Origin of the sequence: Rhizobium sp. BK418 (assembly GCF_004341105.1) — a bacterium.
Taxonomy (GTDB): domain Bacteria; phylum Pseudomonadota; class Alphaproteobacteria; order Rhizobiales; family Rhizobiaceae; genus Rhizobium.
Map to the genome: position 1 here is coordinate 201,821 of NZ_SLZK01000003.1, position 21,234 is coordinate 223,054.

The window sequence follows — 21,234 nt, forward strand, 5'->3', positions numbered from 1 at the left end:
TCTCCGCCCTCGTGGGGGAGATATCCGGCAGGACAGAAGGGGGTAACACCTGAACGCCAAGCCTTACTGCTCATAGCTATGCCCCGCCCTCAGCCCTTCGCGGACGCGATGGGCGATTTCCAGGAACTCCGGAGTCTCGCGAATATCGAGCGGGCGCTCGTTTGGCAGCGTCGAGTCGATCACGTCTGTCACGCGACCGGGGCGAGGCGACATGACGACGATCTTGGTGGAGAGGTAGACGGCTTCGGGAATGGAATGGGTGACGAAGCAGATCGTCTTATTGGTGCGCGCCCAAAGTTTCAGGAGCGCGGCATTGAGGTGATCGCGGACGATTTCGTCGAGCGCGCCGAAAGGTTCGTCCATTAAGAGCAGGTCGGCATCAAAGGCTAGGGCGCGGGCGATCGAGGCGCGCTGCTGCATGCCGCCGGAGAGCTGCCAGGGGAATTTCTTGTTGAAGCCTGAAAGTTCGACGAGATCGAGCGCATCGGCGATACGCTTTTTCTGATCAGGTCTCGAATAGCCCATGATCTCCAGCGGCAGGGCGATGTTCTTCTCGATCGTGCGCCAGGGATAGAGCGCCGGCGCCTGGAAGACATAGCCAAAGGCGCGTGCCTTGCGTGCCTCTTCCGGCGACATGCCATTGATGGCGATATCGCCCGACGTCGTACGCTCGAGATCGGCAATCACGCGCAGGAAAGTCGTCTTTCCGCAGCCGGATGGGCCAATGAAGGAGACGAATTCGCCCTTGCAGATATCGAGAGTAACATCGCTCAGCGCATGCACTGGCCCGTCATTCGTCTGGTAGGTGAGACAGAGATCCTTGGCGGATACGACGGAGGGTGCTTGCATTAATCAACCAGTCTTGTTTTCGCCGCGCGGGCGCAGTTTTCCATGATATTATTGCCGCCGGCCTTTCCGGCAGCATAGTCCTTGGAGGATGAGGATGGACATAAAATCAAAGCCCACCTGCCATATTGTTCGCCCCGACCACACCTATGACGGCAAGCAGGGGCTTAGCTATTTCCAGGGTATTGCCGCCGAGACTGTCGGTGCGAAGGGCATCTGCATGCATCTTCTCACCATTCCGCCTGGTGTGCGGGCCAAGGCGCATCTGCATGAGGCGCATGAGACGGCGATCTACATGCTCTCCGGCGAGGCGCACACCTGGTATGGCGACGAGCTGGAAAACCACGTGATCGTGAGAGCGGGTGAGCTCTTTTACATTCCGGCTGGGGTGCCGCACCTTCCGGCGAACCTCAGCAGCACACCCTGCACGGCGATCATTGCGCGCACCGACCCGAACGAGCAGGAGAGCGTCATCCTGTTGCCCGAGTTGGATGCGCTGGTGCCTGCGTGAAGCTATCGGCATAGCGGCAGCGGCCCCCACTTGATTGCAGCATCCGAGGTGAGGCCGATCGTATAGCCCTTCGGTCCTGAGGTGATCCGAGCGGTATCGTCGGCGCTGTTCTCTTCGCCTTCTGCGTGGCAGGAGACCGTTGCAGTGAAGTTCTTGCCCTCGGTCTTCAGAACCTTCTTGATTTCGCAATAGGAGACGGCGGTCGTGATGCCCTCTGATGTCAGCAGAAAGAAATTGTCCGAGCCCGTGCTTTCGCCGCTCTTGGCGTAGGCGCAGCCATCCTTGTTACCGTAGCTGCCTTTGATCGGCAGCGTGTCGGCCTGAGCCATATTAAAGAGGGCCGCACTGGAGAGCGCGGCCAGGGAGACGATGATCGGAAGCAGATGGCCGCGCATTTGTATCACACCCCGCTTGCCGGGATGCCCGTACGTTCAACCTTCCGGGGGGCGGTGATCTCCTTCCAGGTCGAAAGCGCCTTGCTGACGGCGGTGACCGGCTCGCGCCTGACGAATTCGCCATGGCCTGAGCGGGTCTTGACCGTGTCCTCCTCGATCGCCACGACGCCGCGCGTCAGCGTGTAGCGCGGCAGGCCGGTGACTTCCTTGCCTTCGAAGACGTTGTAGTCGATCGCCGACTGCTGGCTCTTCGACGAAATGGTCTTGGAGCGCTTCGGATCCCAAACAACGATATCGGCATCGGCGCCGACGAGGATCGCGCCCTTCCTGGGGTAGATGTTGAGGATCTTGGCGATGTTGGTGGAGGTGACGGCGACAAATTCGTTCATCGTCAGGCGGCCGGTATTGACGCCATAGGTCCAGAGCATCGGCATGCGGTCTTCCAGACCGCCGGTGCCATTCGGGATCTTGGTGAAGTCGCCGACGCCGAAGCGCTTCTGCGCCGTCGTGAAGGCGCAGTGATCGGTCGCCACCACCTGCAGTGAGCCGGAGGCGAGGCCGGCCCAAAGGCTGTCCTGATGCTGCTTGTTGCGGAAGGGAGGGGACATGACACGGCGGGCGGCGTGATCCCAGTCCTTGTTGAAATATTCGGTCTCATCGAGCGTCAGGTGCTGGATCAGCGGCTCGCCATAGGCGCGGATGCCCTTGCTGCGCGCCCGACGGATCGCTTCATGGGCCTGTTCGCAGGAGGTGTGGACAATGTAGACAGGGCAGCCGGCCATGTCAGCGATCATGATGGCGCGGTTGGTCGCCTCGCCCTCGACTTCGGCCGGGCGCGAATAGGCATGCGCTTCGGGACCATTATTGCCTTCCGAGAGCAGCTTGGCGGACAGCGAGGCGACGACATCGCCGTTTTCCGCATGGACGAGCGGCAGGGCGCCGAGCTCGGCGCAGCGCTGGAAGGAGGCGAACATCTCGTCATCGTTCACCATCAGCGCGCCCTTGTAGGCCATGAAGTGCTTGAAGGTGTTGATGCCCTTATCCTGGACAATCGTCTTCATCTCGTTGAAGACCTGTTCGCCCCACCAGGTAATCGCCATGTGGAAGGAATAGTCACAATTGGCCCGCGTGGACTTGTTGTCCCACATGGTCAGCGCTTCGAGCAGCGACTGGCCCGGAGAGGGTAGAGCGAAATCGACGACCATGGTCGTACCGCCGGCAAGCGCCGCCCGTGTGCCGCTTTCGAAATCGTCGGAGGAATAGGTGCCCATGAAGGGCATTTCGAGATGGGTATGCGGATCGATGCCGCCTGGGATGATGTAACAGCCTGTGGCATCCAGCTCCTCGTTGCCGGAGAGGTTCGGCCCAATCTCGACGATCTTGCCGCCGTCGATCTTCACATCCGCCTTATAGGTGAGGTCGGCCGTGACGATGGTGCCGTTCTTGATGACTGTGGTCATGATCGTTCCCTATTCTTTATCGTTGTTTGGCAGGCGAATAAAAATCCGGCAGTTTGGCGCTGAACTCGAGGCGGCCCTCTATTGCAGCCAGGATTGTTTCGAGGACCGAGCGTGGTTCGCGCAAGATTTCCTGATTCTAGAAGCGTAGGACGGAATAGCCATTGGCGTTGAGCCAAAAGGGTCGGATGAGGGGGCTCCGGGCGCGATAGTAGACATCACACTACAATCTCCGCCGTCTCGACCACCGCATGGAACAGCACATCGGCGCCCGCCGTCGCCCATTCTTTGGAAATCTCTTCCGCCTCGTTGTGGCTGAGCCCACCCACACATGGGCACATCACCATCGTCGCGGGCGCGACCTTGGCGGCCCAGCAGGCGTCGTGGCCGGCGCCGGAGATGATGTTCATGTGGCTGTAGCCAAGGCGTTCGGCGGCGGAGCGGACGGAGGTGACGAGCTTTTCGTCAAAGGTGACAGGCTCGAAATGGCCGATCGCCTCGATGGAACAGCCGACACCCAATGCATCGCAGATCTTTGGCGCTTCGGCCTCAATCTTTGCCCGCATGCGGTCGAGCTTGGCCTTGTCGGGCGAGCGGATATCGACGGTGAAGACGACCTTGCCCGGCAGCACGTTGCGGGAGTTCGGCGAGAAGAAGACTTGACCGACACCGCCGACGGCGCCCGGCTGTTCGCCCATGGCGACGCCCTGGACCATTTCCAGGATACGCGACATGGCAAGGCCGGCATTGACGCGCATGTTCATCGGCGTCGAGCCCGTGTGGGCCTCCTTGCCGGTCAGCGTGAACTCCAGCCACCACAGACCCTGACAGTGGGTGACGACGCCGATCTGCTTGTTCTCGGCTTCGAGAATCGGCCCCTGCTCGATGTGATATTCGAAATAGGCGTGCATCTTGCGCGCGCCGACCTCTTCGTCGCCGACCCAGCCGATGCGCTTCAGCTCGTCGCCGAAGAGATTGCCATCAGGATCTCTACGGTTATAGGCGAAGTCCAGGCTGTGCGCGCCCGCAAAGACCCCTGATGCCAGCATGGCTGGGGCAAAGCGTGCGCCTTCCTCATTGGTCCAGTTGGTGACGACGATGGGATGCTTCGTCCTGATGCCGAGGTCATTCATCGTCCTGACGACTTCGAGGGCGCCGAGCACGCCGAGCACACCATCATACTTGCCGCCGGTTGGCTGGGTGTCGAGATGCGAGCCGACATAGACGGGAAGGGCATCGGGATCGGTACCGGGACGCGTTGCAAACATCGTGCCCATCTTGTCGACGCCGAGAGTCATGCCGGCCTCTTCGCACCATGTCTTGAAAAGGCTGCGGCCTTCAGCGTCCGCATCCGTCAGCGTCTGGCGGTTGTTGCCGCCGGCAATTCCCGGGCCGATCTTCGCCATGTCCATGAGACTGTCCCAGAGACGGTCTCCGTTGACACGCATGTTTTCGCCTGGCGCTGCCACCATACTGAAAGTCCTCACCTGTTTTGCGGCAGTCATGCAATGTGCCTGCCTGCCTGTTCCCGTGGTCAAGTTCCGCTGCTGGCTTGTTGTTCTGTCAGCGTCGGAAAATCGCCAGTTGCCTTTGTTTTTTATCTGGCAGATAATTTGACCGATTGGTAAACATTACAACTTCCATCGCTGCGCTCAAGACGAAAATCACGAAAAATACAGACAAAAATGCGGGCAATTGCCTATTAAAGCGGCAGGAGAGGCTGCTCTTCCAATCTTGAGCGAAGGAGTTGAATTTCAAGGGGAAAAGAGCGAATGGCCATACCGAGAGCGGCGAAGACACTTCGGCGAACGCGAATCCAGGAAGAGAAGGAAGAGCAGATCCTGGAAGCGGCGCTGGACGTGTTTTCGGTCAGTGGCTTTCGCGGCTCGACCATTGACCAGATCGCCGAGGTGGCGGGCATGTCGAAGCCGAACCTGCTTTATTATTTCCGCACAAAGGAGGCCATGCACCGGGCGCTGATCGACCGGGTACTCTTCAACTGGCTGGAGCCGTTGAGGGCTTTCGATGCGGAAGGCAATCCGGAATCGGAGATTCGCAGCTATATCAGGCGCAAGCTCGAGATGGCGCGCGATTTCCCTCGCGAGAGCCGGCTCTTTGCCAACGAGATGCTGCAGGGCGCGCCGCATGTTCTCGATATGCTGAAAGGACCGCTGAAAGAGCTGGTCGATGAAAAGGCGGCCGTCATCCGCACCTGGATCAAAAGTGGCAAGATCGTCCGCTGCGATCCCTACCACCTCATTTTTTCGATCTGGTCGACAACGCAGCACTATGCCGATTTCGATGTACAGGTTCGCGCCGTGCTCGGCGAAGAGCATTCCGGCGACGGGCGCTTCGAGGACGCGGCGCGTTTTCTGGAGCAACTTTTCATCGGTGGCTTGCGGCCTGATTGAAAGGCTGTCCGGAGCGCACGCGGAGAAGAATCTCCGTGATCCTTTCAATTACAGCGTTTCTGCTCAGCCCATCATTGCCGGAAGCCGGGCCGCCAGCGTGTCGATCGCCAGTCTTACCTTCGGCAGCATAATCGGCGAGCGCAGCCAAAGGGCATGTGCATCGAAGATATTAGGCTCTTCGTGTTTCAGCACCTGGACGAGATGACCGGAGGCCACGCTTTCGCGTACCAGCCAACAAGGCAGCCAGGCAAGGCCGCGTCCTGCGACCGCCGCATCCGAGATGGCTGCGAGATCGTCGAGCCGCAGCCGTGTCTTCGGCTGGACCTCCCGCCACCGATCATCGGGCGTCGGGAAAATCCAGGTCCTTTCATAGTCGCCACGTCTGTAGACGATGCCTTGATGGCGGGGAATATCGGCAATCGTTTGCGGTATGCCATGTCTTTCCAGATAGGCAGGCGATGCGCAGACGGTCATTCGCTGGCGAGCGACGGCGCGGGCCATCAGATCGGGATGGTCTTTCAGCGGGCCGTTGCGGATGACAAGATCGAATCCATCCTCCATGAGATCGACGATGCGGTCGTTGAAGGAAAGGTCGAGTTCGAGCTCGGGATGTTCATCGAGCAGATCCTCCAGAACAGGTGCGATACAGAGGCGACCGAAGAGCACCGGCATCGAGATGCGCAACCGGCCGCGCACGCTGCGGCGGCCTGATTCCAGCATTGCCTCGCCAAGGCGGATTTCCTCGACCGCGCGCAGGCAGCGCTCATAGAAAAAGCGGCCTTCCTCCGTCAGGCTTTGCATGCGTGTCGTGCGATTGAAGAGGCGCACGCCGAGCCGTTGCTCCAGGCGTGCAATGGTCTTGCCGACGGCTGAGCGCGTGAGATGAAGCCGCTCCGCCGCTGCCGAAAAACCGCCAGCCTCGACGGCTTCGACGAAAATCGAAATGCCTTTCAGATGCTCCATATTGTTTCCTCATGGGAACCAGTCTGGCGAATTAATATCGCAACTGGAGAGAAAACTTCAACGATATGTTTCGCTTCCTGCAATCGGACAAGGAGCGAGACAATGCAGACGACACGGCAATGGCAGATCGACATGGTTGGACCGGAGCGAAAACTTGCGATCGGCGAGCGGAGACTGGAGCCGGTTTCGAGCAATAGGATTCTCGTGCGGACGGAGGCGGTTTCGCTGAATTTTCGCGACAGGCTGGTGATGGAAACCGGCATGGGATTGCCGCTGCAATTTCCCTTCGTGCCGGCTTCCGACATGGCCGGAGTCGTGGAAGCCGTCGGTCCCGATGTTACCCGTTTCAAGCCGGGAGATCGCGTGATCTCGACTTTCTCGCCCGACTGGATCGACGGACGCGGCTTGGGCGATGCCCGCACGCCGCCTTACAAAACGCGCGGTGGCTTCTATCCCGGCGTTCTTTCGCAATACACGGTGCTCTCCGAGGAATGGTATTCGCACGCACCTGCCACGGTGGATGCGGCTGAGGCGAGTACTTTGCCCTGTGCTGGACTGACGGCGTGGTTCGCGCTGATCGAGCGCGGCGGCTTGAAGGCCGGCGACAAGGTACTGATACAGGGCACGGGCGGCGTTGCGCTCTTCGGACTGCAGATCGCCAAGGCGCATGGGGCGGAGGTCTTCATCACATCAGGCAGCGCGGAAAAACTGGAACGCGCCGTTGCCCTTGGCGCCGATCATGCGCTCAGTCGCAACGACGGTGACTGGGTGGAGCGGCTCTATTCGCTGACCGACGGCTACGGCGCCGACCATGTCCTGGAGATTGTCGGCGGTGCGCATCTCGGTCAGGCGTTGAAAGCCGTGGCGGTCAATGGCCGCATCTCGGTCATCGGCGTTCTCGAAGGTTTCGAAGTGTCCGGTCCGGCTGCCCAGCTCTTGCTCAAGGCGCCCGTGGTGCAGGGTATTTCCGTCGGTCATCGTCGGGCGTTGGAGGGTCTCGTCCGGGCGGTTGACCAGACTGGACTGAAGCCCGTCATCGACAAGCGTTGTGCTTTCGAGGAATTCCCCGCAGCGCTCGAGCATCTCTATCGCGGCCCCTTCGGGAAGGTCGTGATTGAGTTCTAAGCGGCGGTTTCCCTTCCCCTCAATGAGAAGGGAGCCTGGATGAGGCGGCAGCGCTTGCTTCGCCTTCGAAAGCAAGACCCTCATCCGCCCAGCCGGTCAAACCGCCGATCATCAGTTTGACGGACAGGCCGAGGCGGGAGAGGCGCAGTGCCGCCTTATCCGCGCCGTTGCAGTGCGGCCCGGCGCAATAGACAACAAACAGCGTGTCCGAAGGCCATTCCGACATGCGATGCGCGGTCATCTTGCCGTGCGGCAGGTTGAGGGCGCCGGGGATATGCGAAAGGGCGAAGAGCGCCGGCGAGCGGACGTCGAGCAATACGAAATCGACCTTGCCCGAAGTAAGGGCGGCGTTCACATCCGAGCAATCCGTCTCGAAGGCGAGCTTGCGGGAAAAATGTTCGGCGGCGGCTTCAGGGGCTGCTGCGGGGATGTCGGAAACGGGGCTCGGCATGATCTTGTCCTTTCTTGCCTTTGGTTGCCGCCGATTATTGCCGATGCTAGTGATGGACGAAATTGGCCATCACGACGGATAGCGTAAAGATCATGCCAAAATCGGATGTTGACCCGACCCACGGACCGCATGTGGTGGCGCTTGCCTATGACGGGCTCTGCACCTTCGAATTCGGCATTGCCTATGAGGTCTTCGGCCTGTCGCGGCCGGAGATGGGGGCGAACTGGTATCGCTTCTCTGTGGCCGGCATCGAACCCGGTCCATTGCGCGCGGCAGGCGGCCTGACCGTTGCCGTCGATAAGGGACTGGAACTGCTTGGCGAGGCGGACCTCATTATCGCGCCGGGCTGGCGGGCAATCGATGCACCGGTGCCGAAGCCTTTGATCGCTGCCTTGCGGGTTGCGCATGAACGGGGAGCGCGGGTGATGTCGCTCTGTTCGGGTGTCGCCGTGCTTGCGGCTGCCGGCCTGCTCGCCGGGCGGCGGGCGACGACCCACTGGCGCTATGTCGCTTCGATTGCTGCGCGGTACCCAGACATCGCGCTCGATGCCGATGTGCTCTACATGGATGAGGGCAGCATTCTGACGGCAGCGGGTAGTGCCGCCGGTATCGACCTCTGCCTGCATGTGGTACGCGGGGATTTCGGCCCCGATGCCGCCAACAGCGTGGCGCGCCGACTCGTCGTTCCGCCGCATCGCGAAGGCGGGCAGGCGCAATTCATCGCGGCTCCCGTGCCGGAGGAAAGAGAAGGCATTCGTCTTGGACCGCTGATCGAATGGATGCGCGAGCGGCTATCGGAGGAGCAGCCGATCAACCTGCTCGCCGGCAAGGCCGGGATGAGCATGCGCACCTTCCAGCGCCGCTTCGAGGCGGCGACGGGCGACAGTGTCGGCGAATGGCTGCTGAAGGAGCGGCTGCGGCATGCGCGCGACCTTCTGGAGAAGGAGCTTGCCGTATCGCTCGACGATATTGCCGCCGCCAGTGGCTTCGGCACGCTCGCGACCATGCGCCACCATTTCCGCCGGCGGCTCGGCACGAGCCCGAGCGCTTACAGGAAGTCGTTCGGGCTTTGAGGGCCGACGGATAAAGAAAAAGCCGCCGTAGATGGGTGGCTTTTTCATCAGGCTTTTCGGAGGACTTACTCCGCGGCCTGGCGCGCCATCGGATTGTTCGGGTGCGTCGTCCAGTTGGCGTAGTTCGGGTCGACGACCTTGCCGGTGCGCTTGTCAAGGGTGCCAGCGGGAAGCTGCTCCATGGTGATGCAGTTTTCGACAGGGCAGACGCTGACGCAGAGATTGCAGCCGACGCATTCCTCTTCCATCACCTCGAAATGGCGGGCGCCATCGACGAAATTGGTGATCGCCTGGTGCGAGGTGTCCTCGCAGGCAATGTAGCAGCGGCCGCATTTGATGCAGGCGTCCTGATCGATCTTCGCCTTGGCGATGTAGTTGAGGTTGAGATATTGCCAGTCGGTGACGTTTTGCACGGCGCGGCCGGTGATGTCGTCGAGGGTCCTGTGGCCCTTTTCGTCCATCCAGTCCGAGAGGCCCGTGATCATCTCCTGTACGATCTTGAAGCCATAGGTCATGGCGGCGGTGCAGACCTGCACGTTGCCGGCGCCGAGCACCAGGAATTCGGCCGCATCGCGCCAGGTGGTGATGCCACCGATGCCGGAGATCGGCAGGCCGTAGGTTTCCGGATCGCGGGCAATCTCGGCGACCATGTTCAGCGCGATCGGCTTGACGGCCGGACCGCAATAACCGCCGTGGCTGCCCTTGCCGCCGACGGTCGGGTTCGGGGCAAAATTGTCAAGATCGACCGAGACGATCGAATTGATCGTATTGATGAGCGAGACGGCATCCGTGCCGCCGGCCTTGGCGGCCCGCGCCGGCCGGCGGATATCGGTGATATTGGGAGTCAGTTTGGTGATGACAGGCATGCGCGTGTACTGCTTGCACCAGCGCACGACCATTTCGATATATTCCGGCACCTGGCCGACGGCCGAGCCCATGCCGCGCTCGGACATGCCGTGCGGACAGCCGAAGTTCAGTTCGATCCCGTCGGCGCCGGTCTCTTCCACCAGCGGCAGAATCGCCTTCCAGGCCTGTTCCTCGCAGGGAACCATGATCGAGGCGACAAGCGCCCGGTCCGGCCAGTTCATCTTGACCTGCTTCATTTCCCGCAGGTTGGTCTGCAGGTCGCGGTCGGTGATGAGCTCGATATTGTTCAGTCCGAGCAGACGGCGATCGGCGCCCCAGATCGCCCCGTAGCGCGGACCGTTGACGTTGACGACCGGCGGACCTTCTTCGCCCAGCGTCTTCCAGACGACGCCGCCCCAGCCCGCCTTGAAGGCGCGCTCGACATTATAAGCCTTGTCGGTCGGCGGTGCGGAGGCGAGCCAGAAGGGGTTCGGAGACTTGATGCTGACGAAATTATTGCGGAGATCAGCCATTGGTCATTCTCCCCTTCAGGCGACCGCGACAGCCGGAGCGGCTGCGGCAGTGAGGGCGCGGTGAATGGATTCGGCCGCATCGCGGCCATGCGCGACGGCAGATACGGTGAGATCCTCACCGCCGAAGACGCAGTCGCCGCCGGCCCACACACCTTCGATCGATGTGCGGCCTTCGGCATCCACGGCGATACGGCCGGATTCCATGCGCAGCGCGCCTAGGCCGGAAGCCTCAAAGGTCTGGCCGATCGCCTTGAATATCTGGTCGGCGGCAATCACGCCGGTCTCGCCGGTGCTAGTGAGGCGGCCATCAACGAGAGCCGTATATTCCACCTCGATCGCGGCCACCTTACCATCCTGCGAGATGATCGATTTCGGGGCCAGCCAATGGCGGATGATGACGCCCTTTGACGTTGCGAGATCCTGCTCGAATTCCGAAGCGTTCATATGTTCCTTGCCGCGGCGGTAGCAGATCGTCACTTCCTCGGCGCCGAGCAGCTTTGCCTGCACGGCGGCATCGATTGCCGTCATGCCGCCACCCAAGACGACGACGCGGCGGCCGATGGCGATGTCGCCCTTGTTGCCGGCCTGGCGGAGGGCGGCGATGAAATCGACGGCATCAACGACACCGGACAGATTTTCGTTGTCGACGCGCAGCGCGTTGACGCCGGCAAGGCCGAGGCCGAGGAAGACGGCGTCATACCGGCTCTGGAGATCGGCGAGGGAGAAATCGCGGCCGAGCTGCTCACCGTGCTTCACTTCGATGCCGCCGATGGAAAGGACGTAATCGACCTCTTTCTGGGCGAAGTCATCGACCGTTTTGTAGGTGGCGATACCATATTCGTTGAGGCCGCCGGATTTCGGCCTGGCATCATAGATGACGACCTCATTGCCTTTTACGGCGAGGCGGTGGGCTGCAGCGAGGCCGGCGGGGCCGGCGCCGACGACGGCGATCTTCTTGCCGGTCGGTTCCGCGCGCCGATAGAACTGCTTGCCAGCAGCCATGGCCGCATCGGTCGCGTAGCGCTGCAAGCGACCGATCTCCACCGGCCGTTCCTCGGCCGTGTTGCGCACGCAGGCCTGCTCGCAGAGCTCTTCGGTGGGACAGACGCGGGCGCACATGCCGCCAAGGATGTTCTGGTCGAAAATGGTCTTCGCCGAACCCAGGGGATTGCCGGTCGATATCTGGCGGATGAAGAGCGGAATGTCGATCGAGGTGGGACAGGCCGTCATGCACGGCGCGTCATAACAGAAATAGCAGCGGTCAGCTGCGACCAGCGCTTCGTGATTGTCGAGGCGCGGATGAAGATCGGAAAAATTAGCCTCGTACTCGGCGGACGAAAGCCGGCCGGCACGAATCCCAGTTTCCAGGCGTTCCATTGAAGTTCCCTCTTTATTGGTAACGACTAGTGAGGGAATCGTAACTCAGGTTCAAAAATTTATCAAACGGTAAAATTTCGGCAATTTCCTTTCGTTCCTGCCGTTTAACTTATTGATTTTATTTTGTAAGATGATTCTTCGAGCAATCCTTGCCCTGCTGTTGGGCGGACCGGCGCAGCAACCGGGATTTCCGGTCACGAAAAAAATTGACGAAAGTCCAATTTTTTTTCCGAACAGGCGGAACCAAAGTTAACGCCCGTAGTTAATGCGGTATCCGAATGATGACCGCATCGACCCAACATGCGCGCCCCCAACCCATCATTCGGACGTACTCACGGTCCCCTCCCGGTGAGTGAAGACAGCTGGTGCGCCGCCCTCGCACCGGCTGTTTTTCGTTTGGGCCGGAGCAATTCCAGCGAAGTTGTGCAGTGGTTTTGCGTCCGCAATTGCGTGAAAAGCAAACATCTCAGGAGCGTTTGAGGATTTCGAATTCCGTTTCCGGGACCGTCAGGTGATATTCAATGCGGCCGGGTGCGAGTGTCAGTTCGGCCTTGCCATTGACGGAGGAGGGTACCACACGCTCCAGCACTGTGCGGCCGAAACTGTTTTCGCTGAACTCATGCACATCGTCCCTGTTTGGAAGGATTTCCACCCAGGCGAGCTCGATTGCCCGGCGGCCGGTGATCTTTGCCTCCCGGCAGTTCAGGGTGACCGACGTCGCCCCGCTGGCAATTGCGCCATAAGAGGCAGAATTGACGATCAGTTCATGCAGAGCCAGACCAAGATGCACGGCGGCGTTCGGTGTCAGATGGGCATTGATGCCAAAAATCGGCATGGAGCCCGATGTTTCCGGCCAATAGGGCGCGAACTGTTTTTCGGCGAGCTCGAACAGGAAGGCGCCGCGCCAGCTGGAATCGGTGACCAGATCCTGAGAGTTGGAGAGTGACTGAAGGCGCCCGCGGAATTTCACCAGGAAAGCATCGAGAGAAATGGTATTGCGAGCGGTCTGCGTGGCGATGCCCTGGATGATGGCAAGCAGATTCTTGGAGCGGTGGGAAAGCTCGCGCAGCAGCGATTTCAGCACCTTTTCGCGGTGCCGGCTTTCGGTGACTTCCGAGATAACGGAGAGCAGGCCGTAATTGCTGCGATCGCCGGTGCGTTGAACTTTCAGTTCGAACGTCCTGACTTCGCCATCGATTGTAACATCGACTTCGGCATTGCTGGAAGCGCCGGTCTCAAGCACTCTCTGTTTCATCGCGACAAGGGACTTGCCGTGTGTTTCGCCAAACAGCGAGCCGTCATCGCCACCGGCGACAAATCGTTTCTCAAAATGGGGAGGGAGGTTTTCGGCATAGATTATGGCAAGGCTCGCGTCCTGATACAGGATCGAGATAGCGGCACTGGCGAGCGCGCGCTCCATAATGACCGCCTTGCCTTCGGTGGTGAAAGGCGTTCCGGACAATGGTCCAGTCGTATTCACTCGGCCGCCTTTCCTCAGTCCCTTAGACATATGGAGGGATTGTCCCTCCCGACAAAACTGCCGGTCATTCTAAAAGCAAGCGCCGCAAAAAACCGTTAAAGCCTCCAATGCGCTCCGGCAGAGCCGGAACGCATCGTTGCCGGAATGGTTCCGGAGCGGTCAAAATTCACGCTTCAGGCCGCCACACGGGTCGTTTCATTGAAGAAAAGCGCCTGACTGATCAGGGCCTTGACCATGTCGGGATTGAAGGGCTTGGTCACGAGGAAGGTGGGCTCCGGACGCTCTCCAGTCAGCAATCTCTCCGGAAAAGCGGTGATGAAGATCACCGGAACACTCGAGGTCTTCAGAATATCGTTGACGGCATCGATGCCTGAGCTGCCGTCGGCAAGCTGGATATCGGCCAGTACCATGCTCGGTTTCGTCTTGTTGTAGAGCGCGACCGCTTCGCTGTGGGTGCGGGCGATGCCGGTGACGCGATGGCCGAGGCTTTCGACCATCTGCTCGATATCCATGGCGATCAGCGGCTCGTCCTCGATGATCATGATATCGGTCGCCACCTGACGCGAGATCTCGTGCGAAGCCTTGTCGAGGAGCTGCACGGTTTCTTCCTCGCTTGTTTCGAGAATGTCGGCGATTTCCGAGATGCGGAAATTCTCGACCGAAGCAAGCAGGAACGCCTGCCGGGCGAGCGGCGAGACCTTCGAAAGGTTCAGCGTGGCGCGCTGTTCCCACGCATAGGGAGAGGAGGGCTCCGGAATCTCGACCGCAGTGGAACCAAACAATTGCGTGAAGAGTTTGTAGAGTGCAACGCGGTCGTTCGCGGTATCCGGGAAAATGGTGAGATCGGCGATGATCGCTTCCAGGACGGCGGCGACGTAGGCATCGCCCGAGGTCTGAGTGCCGGTGAGAGCGCGAGAATAACGACGCAGATAAGGAAGGTGCGGCGCAATTCGAGTGGAAAGGGTCATTAAAAACTCCCGTATGCAGGCAGATAAAATTGCTACAATGACCTGACAACGCGATCTTCATAAAAAAGTTCCTGAGGTGAGGAACTATTTTTGCCGCGTTGCATTATTCTAGCCGACAAAGAAGGGCGTCACGTTTTGACTTATGTGAGCGGATTGAATCTACGGCATCAACGGTTCGGAAGAACTGGCTTGATCGATCGAATATCCATTCCATTTGGCTTTCACAGCAGACTTTGCCTTTCATCCCAAGACAACAGGCAAGAAGTGATCAATTAATGACGACACAAAAGACAGAGGCAGCAGACGAACGCCAGCTGGAAGTGCGGGCGAGCGACATACTGGATCCGAACAATCAAATCGGTGTCAGGTTGCGGTCGCTCTATGCTGCCGCGCAGGAGGAAGCTATTCCCGATCGCTTCCTCGACCTGCTCGAGAAGCTCGACCAGGCCGAAATGATGGCCTCCGCAAAAATGGCCGAATAGGAATCCGCATGGAAAAAGCGCAACCGAGCTTCAAGCGCGAACTCCTGGCGGCCCTGCCGAGCCTTCGTGCTTTTGCCATATCGCTGATCGGCCGGCATGACCGTGCCGACGACCTGGTTCAGGATACGATCATGAAGGCCTGGGCCAAGCAGGACCATTTCGAGATGGGCACCAACATGAAGGCCTGGCTCTTCACGATCCTGCGCAACGAGCTTTACAGCCAGATGCGCAAGAGCGGCCGCGAAGTGCAGGACAGCGATGGTTTGTTTACCGAATCGATGGCAACGCACCCATCCCAATACGGCGCGCTTGATTTGCAGGACTTCAAGAAGGCGCTGAACCAGCTGCCGCCGGATCAACGCGAAGCGATCATTCTCGTCGGCGCTTCGGGCTTCTCTTACGAGGAAGCGGCGGAAATCTGCGGTTGCGCCGTCGGTACCATCAAGAGCCGCGTGAACCGTGCGCGACAGCGTCTGCAGGAACTCCTGCAGATTTCCGGCGAGGCGGATTTCGGCCCGGATGCGACGTCGGCGCCCTTGACCTCGAAGGCCTTTGCCTTCTGACCAGCTCGTTTCTTGAGTTGAAACATAGCCGGCTGCCTACGGGCGCCGGCTTTCTGTTTTGTGCCGAGGAGCTGTTTTCCGGCATCGCTTTCCGAAAGCCTTGTCACCGCATCAGTGCGATCATTCGCTTGGGTGGTCAGTCCTCCCGCTTCGAACCGACCAGATTGGCAGCAACGAGCGCGGCCACGATGCCTGCGGTCAATAGCGGCTGGGCGCGGACAAGGCCGACGCCGATGGTTGCCAGAGATTCAAGTGTCGCCCGGCGTTCGCGGGCGCGGCGGGCCTCTCGGGCATTGATGATCGCCATGACAACGAAGACGATGATCGCGATCAGCAGCGCACACGCTGCCAGGAAAACCGAAGCACCGATCGGCCCATAGATGCCGGCGAGCCAGATGGCCCCGGCGGTGACGGCAAGCGCATAGGCAGTCAGCAGAAAAAGCAACGCAACGGCGATGAAGATGCCATTGCGCTTGGTGCGTTCTACCGTGCGGTGGACGCTCGTGCCTACGAGCAGGCTCAGGATCTGGAAGAGCATCGAGCCTCCTAGCGGCGGGCGAGCATGGCGACGAGCACGCCGAAGGCAGCAGCGGCGCCGATCGTTGCCAGCGGATGACGGCGGACCGTCTTGCGCATTTCGCCGGCGCTGCGCAGGTAACGCTGCTGCAACTCGTTCAACAGATCTTCGCTCCGGCCAAGGAAGTCCTCATAGCTTGCGGATGCCTGCGAACGCAGTTTCTCGCCCTGTCGGCGCGAGGTCTTGCCGAGAGCATGGGTCAGTTCGGCGATCTCTTCGCGCAGGGTTTCGATCTGGTCTTCAATACTGGCTTCGAGATTTTGGAGAGCGCCGTTGCGGCGGCTGCGGCTGGACTGGAAGAAGGAGTAGGCCATGATTGTCTCCATAGCTTGGCGCGGATAGGCGCCGCCCGGTTTTATCCGGGTCAGCACCGTCAATGGCATGAACGAGAGCGCCCGGCTTTGACCCAAATCATTGCCCACAACGCATTTGCGCCGGAAAGGTTCCTCAGTCGGCGGCAAGCGCGCTTTGGGCGAGCACGAAGGGCGTGCCGTCTGGTGGCACCTTGTTAACGCGCAACGGACAGGCGAAAACGGACTGTATGATCTCGTCTGTCAGCACTTCGCGGATATTGCCGGAAGCAGCCAACCGGCCCGATTTCATCAGCACGATCCTGTCGGCAAAATAGGCTGTCAGGTTGAGGTCGTGCATGACGGCGATCACCCCGCCACCGCGCTCGCAGAAACCGCGGGCGAGCCTCATGATCGTCAGCTGATGGCTGATATCGAGGCTGGAAACCGGCTCGTCCAGCAGCAGCCAGCAGGGCTTGCCGTCCACGACCGGTTCGGCGATCTGGCAGAGGACGCGAGCCAGCTGCACGCGCTGCTGCTCGCCGCCGGACAGTTCCTGATAGAAGCGCGCCTCGAAGCCGCCGAGATCGACTGATGCAAGCGCCCTTGCAGCGATCTCGTCCGCCTGATCCGGATGCAGGTGGAGGCCGAAGGTCAGGCCCATGCGAACGATCTCGCGCACCGTGAAGGGGAAGGAGATGGCGCTTGACTGGGGCAGGACGCCACGGACGGAGGCAAGCTGCCATGGTTTCAGCCTGCGCACCTCTTCGCCGTTCAGCCGCACCGAACCGTCATAGGCAAGCTCGCCGGAAACGGCTTTCATCGTCGTCGTCTTGCCGGAGCCATTGGGACCGGCGACGGCGGTCAGTTGGCCCGCCCTTGCGGTGAAGGCGACATCCTGGACGATGGTCTTGCCGGAAAGGCGCACGCTGACGCCGGAAAGTTCGATCATTGATAGAAACTCAAAGGGCAAGGCGCGAGCGCTGCCGCACCAGGATCCAGAGGAAGAAGGGGCCGCCAACGGCCGCGGTGATGATGCCGATCGGCAGTTCGGCCGGCGCGACGATGGTGCGGGCGAGCACATCGCCAAAGATCAGCAATGAGCCACCGAGCAGGGCCGAGGCCGGCAGCAGGAAGCGATGGTCGGGGCCGATCACCATGCGCAGGATGTGCGGCACGACGATGCCGACAAAACCGATGCCCCCGCTGACTGCAACCGAGGCTCCGGTTGCGGCTGCGACCGTGACGATGGCGATATTCTTCAGCCGCTGGACGGGCACACCCATGTGGAAGGCGGCCGCTTCGCCAAGTGTGATGGCGTTCAGGCCGCGCGCCATGAAGGGCAGGGCGATGAAGGATAGGAGGATGATGGGACCGGCTGCTGATATCTTGATCCAGGTAGCGCCGGCAAGCGAGCCCATGCCCCAGAAGGTGAGATCGCGCAGCTGCTGGTCGTTCGCCATATAGATCAGCACGCCGGTCAGCGCGCCGGCAAGAGCGCCGAGCGCAATGCCGGCAAGCAGCATCGTGGCGACCGAGGTCTGGCCGTTCCTGGTGGCGACCCGGTAGAGCAGCAATGTCGTGGCAAGGCCGCCGCCGAAGGCTGCAAGCGGCAGGGCATAGATGCCGAGCGCCAGGTAAAGAGGCGCGGCGACGGTGCTCCCGAGTACGATCATCACGACAGCGCCGAGGCCGGCGCCGGAGGAGACGCCGACGAGGCCGGGGTCGGCCAGCGGATTGCGGAACAGGCCCTGCATGACGGCGCCGGAGACGGCAAGCGATCCGCCGATCAGAAAGCCGAGGATGGCGCGCGGCAGGCGGATGTCGAAGATGATGATCCGGTCACGGGCGCTGAGCGCCGTTTCGTTGCCCGCCATGTTTCTCACCACGTCGAGAATGGAAGCGTCCGATGCGCCTGTGGTGATGGAGAAGAGCAGGGCGAAGACGGAAGCCACGATGAGCAAGGCAATTGCCAGCAGGGCGAGTTCGGTTCTGTCGCCCGGTTGCCGGCTTCGGTGGAAGACCGCCGAAAGGAATCGTCTGTTTTCCATCATGGCTTCCGGAACGGCCATATCAGCCCCCGTAGATTGCCGCGTTGAGTTCGCGGACAGCACTTGCCGTGCGCGGGCCGAAGCCGAGGAGGTGCAACCCATCCATGCGGATGATCGCCTTCTTCTCGCCGGCCGGGGTAAGCGCGATCGAGGGCTGAGCAAGCAGATCCTCGTTCTTCGTGCCTGCGCCATCGCCGCGGTCCATCATCAGGATCACGTCAGGTTTGGCGTTGATGATCGCCTCGTCGGTCAGCGGCTTGTAGCCCGGAAATTCGCCAATCGCATTGATGGCGCCTGCGAGCTTGATGACGCCGTCGGCAGCGGTGCCGGTGCCCGAAGCCATGATGCGGCCGTTCTGGGCGCTGAGGATGAAGAGGACGCGCTTACGCTCGGACTCCGAGCGTTTCGCGGCGTCGGTAACGGCGGCATCGAGATCGGCGCCGACCTTTTCCTCAAGTGCCTTCGCCTTCTCCGGCACATTCAGCAGCGTGCCGACGCGATCGATCTTCGCGATGATACCGTCGCGCGTATAGGCATTCGGAACGGTCTCGAAGGGCACGCTGGCATTCTTCAAAACGTTCAGCGCCTCCTGCGGGCCGGAGCCCTCGACAGCGATGATTGCCGTCGGGTTCATGGCAAGGATGCCTTCTGGCGAAAGGGCGCGCATATAGCCGACGTCAGGCAGCTTCAATGCCGCCTCCGGATACATGCTCGTCGTATCGCGGGCGATCAGCCTGTTTTCCTCGCCGAGTGCATAGATGATCTCGGTGACGTCGCCGCCGACCGAAACCAGACGCGATGTGTCGAGCTTTATTTCCTCAGCATGGGCGGCACGGACGAAAGCATAGGTTTCGCCCGCCGGTGTTGTCGGGATCAGCGGCAGCGCCATCACAGCTGCCGTCAAGACAAGTTCCCAGAGGTGGATCCGGCGCAGGTGTTGAAGCATCTTCATCGCTCTGATCCTTATGCGGCCACACTTGCTGCCCGCGGCAGGCTTTCCATGATGCCGCGCCATTCAGCCCGCTCGTCGGAGCCTTCCTTCCGCTTACCAAAAAACTGGATGATCATGTTGCCATCAGCATCATAGGCTTCGAGCGAGGTGACATGGCCATCTTTGGTCGGCTTGCGTACGGCCCAGGTCTCGGCAACGCGGTCTCTCCGCAGATGCAGATGGAAAGTCTCGTCGAGGATATTGAGCCACGGACCGATCGGCTGGATGTTGAAGATCGGGCCGGAATGGATCTGCACGATGCCGCTATTGGCAACGAAGCACATGATCGGCAGGCCTGATTTGACGGAAGCCTGCATCATCTCGGCCGTCGCGGTATTGTCGAGCTTCCAGGCATAGTCGTCGCCAACGGAGCGCACGGCGGCCTGACGGCCGATCTTCAGGCGCTTCAGCATGCCGAAGAATTCATGCGTGTCGGTGAGCCTGCTCCAGTTGTCGCGCAGTTCTTCCTGCGTGACATTGCCGCCCTCGTCGGAGGAGAAGGAGGCTTCGGCTTCAGCGAATTCCTGACTCTGATCGGCGAGCTTCAGCTCCGCGACGATGCGGTGATAGGCCTCAACATTGGATGCCGGGCGCAGATGGATCTTGTGAACAGCGCTGCCGGTTTTGTCGAAATACTGGAGGCTCAGACGCTCGGTATCGCCGTCCTTTTTGGTGACGGCGAAGGCGTGCGCCCAGCGGCTCGGAAAGATGCGCAGATCGATGTTTTCGCCGAGCACGATCGCATTGTGCATGCCGGTCGAGATGTTCTCGTAAACGCCGATCTTCTCGTGCACGGCGTTTTCATTGCGCGACAGAGCCATGACTTCCCCGAGATCCGCCACACGCTCCAAAAGCTTGATGGCGCCAGCATCGATCCTGATAGCGCTGATACCGACTTCGGCCGCAACGAGGGCGGCTTCGGAAATCTTCAGCTGCGCGGCAACGTCGCGTTCCCGCATCTTCGGGTTTTCAGCGCGGAACGCGCGGATTTCTGCTGGTGCCGGTCTGGTTTGCTCGGTCATGTTCTACCCTGCTATGAAGCTTACTTGTTGAGAATGAGTTTGCCCTGACGGGTGATCTTCAGGCGGTAGATCACGCCGTCGTGCCGGATCATGATCTCGTTGGTGCCGGCAAAAAGATCGCCGCTTTCGAGAACGCGAATTTCGGCCACCGCAGGTTCGTTCCGCAGTGTTGCGAGCTTAAAGGTATCTGGCTTTTCAACCATCATTTCTGTTGGCTTATTCCGTGATGCGGGGGAAGAGCCCCGGCCTGCCTACAATTATCTTGACTCTGATACTCATAATTTTTTAAAGACGCAATAATTGAAGACAGAAACAGTCAAGTTTTTGGCCGCGCTGTTTTGAAGCCGCTTTGGCGGTGGTCGATTAGCTTTTGGAGAGGCGATAATGACAGGTCGGTTTGCTGCGTTTGCGGTTGGTGTGCTGTTTTCGATTCCGGGCGTTGCACAGGCTTATGCGCAGGATGCGGCGGCCAAGCTCGATGTCGAGCTCAATGCGCTGGCGCCCTCGCAGAAGGGCTGCATGATGACCTTTGTTGCCGAGAACAATCTGGCGACGCCGATCAACAAGGTCTCCTTCGAGCTCGCCTTCTTCAATGACAATAATGCCGTCGACCGCATCACCGTGCTCGATTTTCGCGATCTGCCGCAGGGCAAGAAGCGGGTACGCCAGTTCGATATGCCTGGTGTCAAGTGCGAGACGGTCACGCGCGTTCTGATCAACGACACGCCGGTCTGCGACGGGCCGGCCGCCGGTGAATGCATGAAGGGTCTGGTGACCCGTTCGCAGACAACAGTTCCCTTCGAAGGCTAAGGTCCAGGCCGG

Annotated in this window: 24 protein-coding genes and 1 pseudogene; 7 read left to right on the forward strand and 18 right to left on the reverse strand. The window is 60.3% G+C overall.

The genetic code is table 11. The features are described 5' to 3' along the window. Nucleotides 1-63: 63 nt before the first annotated feature. Nucleotides 64-849 (reverse strand): ABC transporter ATP-binding protein, encoded by a 786-nt coding sequence (locus tag EV281_RS12470; RefSeq protein ID WP_132653418.1) that lies wholly within the window; start codon nt 847-849, stop codon nt 64-66. Nucleotides 850-943: 94 nt separating this feature from the next. On the opposite strand from EV281_RS12470, the gene EV281_RS12475 reads away from it, so the two are divergent. Beyond that, nucleotides 944-1,357, forward strand: a complete 414-nt coding sequence (locus tag EV281_RS12475) for a cupin domain-containing protein (protein WP_132653419.1) — start codon at nt 944-946, stop codon at nt 1,355-1,357. A 2-nt stretch (nt 1,358-1,359) separates the two neighbouring features. Here the strand turns inward: EV281_RS12475 and EV281_RS12480 are convergent, their stop codons facing one another. The 4 genes and pseudogenes from EV281_RS12480 to EV281_RS12495 form a co-directional block, all read right to left on the reverse strand. Then, nucleotides 1,360-1,752: a hypothetical protein gene (locus EV281_RS12480; protein ID WP_165911883.1), complete on the reverse strand. Its 393-nt coding sequence runs from the start codon at nt 1,750-1,752 to the stop codon at nt 1,360-1,362. A gap of 5 nt (nt 1,753-1,757) precedes the next feature. Continuing rightward, a complete protein-coding gene (hydA, locus tag EV281_RS12485) occupies nt 1,758-3,212 on the reverse strand; it encodes a dihydropyrimidinase (protein ID WP_132653421.1) in 1,455 nt (484 codons plus the stop codon). 16 nt (nt 3,213-3,228) lie between these two features. Continuing rightward, nucleotides 3,229-3,387: pseudogene (locus EV281_RS31605) on the reverse strand (DUF559 domain-containing protein); the annotation flags it as partial. 40 nt (nt 3,388-3,427) lie between these two features. Continuing rightward, on the reverse strand, nt 3,428-4,681 hold the full coding sequence (locus EV281_RS12495) for a Zn-dependent hydrolase (RefSeq protein ID WP_132654272.1): 1,254 nt from the start codon (nt 4,679-4,681) through the stop codon (nt 3,428-3,430). 300 nt (nt 4,682-4,981) lie between these two features. Between EV281_RS12495 and EV281_RS12500 the strand changes: the two genes are divergently transcribed. Further along, complete coding sequence (locus tag EV281_RS12500; RefSeq protein WP_132653422.1) at nt 4,982-5,620, forward strand: TetR family transcriptional regulator C-terminal domain-containing protein; 639 nt, start codon at nt 4,982-4,984, stop codon at nt 5,618-5,620. Nucleotides 5,621-5,683: 63 nt separating this feature from the next. Here the strand turns inward: EV281_RS12500 and EV281_RS12505 are convergent, their stop codons facing one another. Next, on the reverse strand, nt 5,684-6,583 hold the full coding sequence (locus EV281_RS12505; protein WP_132653423.1) for a LysR family transcriptional regulator: 900 nt from the start codon (nt 6,581-6,583) through the stop codon (nt 5,684-5,686). 102 nt (nt 6,584-6,685) lie between these two features. Here EV281_RS12505 and EV281_RS12510 point away from each other — a divergent pair, with 102 nt between their 5' ends. Then, nucleotides 6,686-7,708, forward strand: a complete 1,023-nt coding sequence (locus tag EV281_RS12510; RefSeq protein WP_132653424.1) for an NAD(P)-dependent alcohol dehydrogenase — start codon at nt 6,686-6,688, stop codon at nt 7,706-7,708. 19 nt (nt 7,709-7,727) lie between these two features. On the opposite strand, the gene EV281_RS12515 is transcribed toward EV281_RS12510, so the two are convergent. Continuing rightward, nucleotides 7,728-8,159, reverse strand: coding sequence for a rhodanese-like domain-containing protein (locus tag EV281_RS12515; protein WP_132653425.1), 432 nt, complete (start codon nt 8,157-8,159; stop codon nt 7,728-7,730). 92 nt (nt 8,160-8,251) lie between these two features. Here EV281_RS12515 and ftrA point away from each other — a divergent pair, with 92 nt between their 5' ends. Then, on the forward strand, nt 8,252-9,232 hold the full coding sequence (gene ftrA, locus EV281_RS12520) for a transcriptional regulator FtrA (RefSeq protein ID WP_132653426.1): 981 nt from the start codon (nt 8,252-8,254) through the stop codon (nt 9,230-9,232). 65 nt (nt 9,233-9,297) lie between these two features. On the opposite strand, the gene preA is transcribed toward ftrA, so the two are convergent. The 4 genes from preA to EV281_RS12540 all read right to left on the reverse strand — a co-directional run bounded on the left by preA (nt 9,298) and on the right by EV281_RS12540 (nt 14,436). After that, a complete protein-coding gene (gene preA / locus EV281_RS12525; protein WP_132653427.1) occupies nt 9,298-10,611 on the reverse strand; it encodes an NAD-dependent dihydropyrimidine dehydrogenase subunit PreA in 1,314 nt (437 codons plus the stop codon). 15 nt (nt 10,612-10,626) lie between these two features. Next, the gene (locus tag EV281_RS12530) at nt 10,627-11,988 is read right to left on the reverse strand and encodes an NAD(P)-dependent oxidoreductase (protein WP_132653428.1); all 1,362 of its coding nucleotides are present in this window, start codon (nt 11,986-11,988) and stop codon (nt 10,627-10,629) included. A 466-nt stretch (nt 11,989-12,454) separates the two neighbouring features. Next, a complete protein-coding gene (locus EV281_RS12535; protein WP_207896875.1) occupies nt 12,455-13,450 on the reverse strand; it encodes an HWE histidine kinase domain-containing protein in 996 nt (331 codons plus the stop codon). Nucleotides 13,451-13,641: 191 nt separating this feature from the next. Continuing rightward, nucleotides 13,642-14,436: a response regulator gene (locus EV281_RS12540; RefSeq protein WP_132653429.1), complete on the reverse strand. Its 795-nt coding sequence runs from the start codon at nt 14,434-14,436 to the stop codon at nt 13,642-13,644. 275 nt (nt 14,437-14,711) lie between these two features. Between EV281_RS12540 and EV281_RS12545 the strand changes: the two genes are divergently transcribed. Beyond that, complete coding sequence (locus tag EV281_RS12545; RefSeq protein WP_132653430.1) at nt 14,712-14,918, forward strand: NepR family anti-sigma factor; 207 nt, start codon at nt 14,712-14,714, stop codon at nt 14,916-14,918. Between the two features lie 8 nt (nt 14,919-14,926). Further along, on the forward strand, nt 14,927-15,481 hold the full coding sequence (locus EV281_RS12550; protein ID WP_132653431.1) for an RNA polymerase sigma factor: 555 nt from the start codon (nt 14,927-14,929) through the stop codon (nt 15,479-15,481). Between the two features lie 136 nt (nt 15,482-15,617). Here the strand turns inward: EV281_RS12550 and EV281_RS12555 are convergent, their stop codons facing one another. The 7 genes from EV281_RS12555 to hemP form a co-directional block, all read right to left on the reverse strand. Further along, on the reverse strand, nt 15,618-16,019 hold the full coding sequence (locus EV281_RS12555) for a hypothetical protein (protein WP_132653432.1): 402 nt from the start codon (nt 16,017-16,019) through the stop codon (nt 15,618-15,620). Nucleotides 16,020-16,027: 8 nt separating this feature from the next. Then, entirely contained in the window at nt 16,028-16,372 is a 345-nt protein-coding gene (locus EV281_RS12560) for a DUF883 family protein (protein ID WP_132653433.1), read from the reverse strand. A 133-nt stretch (nt 16,373-16,505) separates the two neighbouring features. After that, a complete protein-coding gene (locus EV281_RS12565; protein WP_132653434.1) occupies nt 16,506-17,300 on the reverse strand; it encodes a heme ABC transporter ATP-binding protein in 795 nt (264 codons plus the stop codon). 10 nt (nt 17,301-17,310) lie between these two features. After that, nucleotides 17,311-18,420, reverse strand: a complete 1,110-nt coding sequence (locus EV281_RS12570; RefSeq protein ID WP_132653435.1) for an iron ABC transporter permease — start codon at nt 18,418-18,420, stop codon at nt 17,311-17,313. A 1-nt stretch (nt 18,421) separates the two neighbouring features. Beyond that, entirely contained in the window at nt 18,422-19,351 is a 930-nt protein-coding gene (locus tag EV281_RS12575; RefSeq protein WP_132653436.1) for a hemin ABC transporter substrate-binding protein, read from the reverse strand. Nucleotides 19,352-19,362: 11 nt separating this feature from the next. After that, nucleotides 19,363-20,412, reverse strand: a complete 1,050-nt coding sequence (locus tag EV281_RS12580; protein WP_132653437.1) for a ChuX/HutX family heme-like substrate-binding protein — start codon at nt 20,410-20,412, stop codon at nt 19,363-19,365. Between the two features lie 20 nt (nt 20,413-20,432). Further along, nucleotides 20,433-20,618, reverse strand: a complete 186-nt coding sequence (gene hemP, locus EV281_RS12585) for a hemin uptake protein HemP (protein WP_132653438.1) — start codon at nt 20,616-20,618, stop codon at nt 20,433-20,435. Between the two features lie 178 nt (nt 20,619-20,796). Here hemP and EV281_RS12590 point away from each other — a divergent pair, with 178 nt between their 5' ends. Then, nucleotides 20,797-21,222, forward strand: coding sequence for a hypothetical protein (locus tag EV281_RS12590; protein ID WP_132653439.1), 426 nt, complete (start codon nt 20,797-20,799; stop codon nt 21,220-21,222). The last annotated feature ends 12 nt before the right edge of the window (nt 21,223-21,234 follow it).

What these genes read in the sequence shown, in the direction of transcription:
- EV281_RS12470 (WP_132653418.1), bottom strand. Translation starts at nt 849, where the DNA reads ATGCAAGCACCCTCCGTCGTATCCGCCAAGGATCTCTGTCTCACCTAC.
- EV281_RS12475 (WP_132653419.1), top strand. Translation starts at nt 944, where the DNA reads ATGGACATAAAATCAAAGCCCACCTGCCATATTGTTCGCCCCGACCAC.
- EV281_RS12480 (WP_165911883.1), bottom strand. Translation starts at nt 1,752, where the DNA reads ATGCGCGGCCATCTGCTTCCGATCATCGTCTCCCTGGCCGCGCTCTCC.
- hydA (WP_132653421.1), bottom strand. Translation starts at nt 3,212, where the DNA reads ATGACCACAGTCATCAAGAACGGCACCATCGTCACGGCCGACCTCACC.
- EV281_RS12495 (WP_132654272.1), bottom strand. Translation starts at nt 4,681, where the DNA reads ATGGTGGCAGCGCCAGGCGAAAACATGCGTGTCAACGGAGACCGTCTC.
- EV281_RS12500 (WP_132653422.1), top strand. Translation starts at nt 4,982, where the DNA reads ATGGCCATACCGAGAGCGGCGAAGACACTTCGGCGAACGCGAATCCAG.
- EV281_RS12505 (WP_132653423.1), bottom strand. Translation starts at nt 6,583, where the DNA reads ATGGAGCATCTGAAAGGCATTTCGATTTTCGTCGAAGCCGTCGAGGCT.
- EV281_RS12510 (WP_132653424.1), top strand. Translation starts at nt 6,686, where the DNA reads ATGCAGACGACACGGCAATGGCAGATCGACATGGTTGGACCGGAGCGA.
- EV281_RS12515 (WP_132653425.1), bottom strand. Translation starts at nt 8,159, where the DNA reads ATGCCGAGCCCCGTTTCCGACATCCCCGCAGCAGCCCCTGAAGCCGCC.
- ftrA (WP_132653426.1), top strand. Translation starts at nt 8,252, where the DNA reads ATGCCAAAATCGGATGTTGACCCGACCCACGGACCGCATGTGGTGGCG.
- preA (WP_132653427.1), bottom strand. Translation starts at nt 10,611, where the DNA reads ATGGCTGATCTCCGCAATAATTTCGTCAGCATCAAGTCTCCGAACCCC.
- EV281_RS12530 (WP_132653428.1), bottom strand. Translation starts at nt 11,988, where the DNA reads ATGGAACGCCTGGAAACTGGGATTCGTGCCGGCCGGCTTTCGTCCGCC.
- EV281_RS12540 (WP_132653429.1), bottom strand. Translation starts at nt 14,436, where the DNA reads ATGACCCTTTCCACTCGAATTGCGCCGCACCTTCCTTATCTGCGTCGT.
- EV281_RS12545 (WP_132653430.1), top strand. Translation starts at nt 14,712, where the DNA reads ATGACGACACAAAAGACAGAGGCAGCAGACGAACGCCAGCTGGAAGTG.
- EV281_RS12550 (WP_132653431.1), top strand. Translation starts at nt 14,927, where the DNA reads ATGGAAAAAGCGCAACCGAGCTTCAAGCGCGAACTCCTGGCGGCCCTG.
- EV281_RS12555 (WP_132653432.1), bottom strand. Translation starts at nt 16,019, where the DNA reads ATGCTCTTCCAGATCCTGAGCCTGCTCGTAGGCACGAGCGTCCACCGC.
- EV281_RS12560 (WP_132653433.1), bottom strand. Translation starts at nt 16,372, where the DNA reads ATGGCCTACTCCTTCTTCCAGTCCAGCCGCAGCCGCCGCAACGGCGCT.
- EV281_RS12565 (WP_132653434.1), bottom strand. Translation starts at nt 17,300, where the DNA reads ATGATCGAACTTTCCGGCGTCAGCGTGCGCCTTTCCGGCAAGACCATC.
- EV281_RS12570 (WP_132653435.1), bottom strand. Translation starts at nt 18,420, where the DNA reads ATGGCCGTTCCGGAAGCCATGATGGAAAACAGACGATTCCTTTCGGCG.
- EV281_RS12575 (WP_132653436.1), bottom strand. Translation starts at nt 19,351, where the DNA reads ATGAAGATGCTTCAACACCTGCGCCGGATCCACCTCTGGGAACTTGTC.
- EV281_RS12580 (WP_132653437.1), bottom strand. Translation starts at nt 20,412, where the DNA reads ATGACCGAGCAAACCAGACCGGCACCAGCAGAAATCCGCGCGTTCCGC.
- hemP (WP_132653438.1), bottom strand. Translation starts at nt 20,618, where the DNA reads ATGATGGTTGAAAAGCCAGATACCTTTAAGCTCGCAACACTGCGGAAC.
- EV281_RS12590 (WP_132653439.1), top strand. Translation starts at nt 20,797, where the DNA reads ATGACAGGTCGGTTTGCTGCGTTTGCGGTTGGTGTGCTGTTTTCGATT.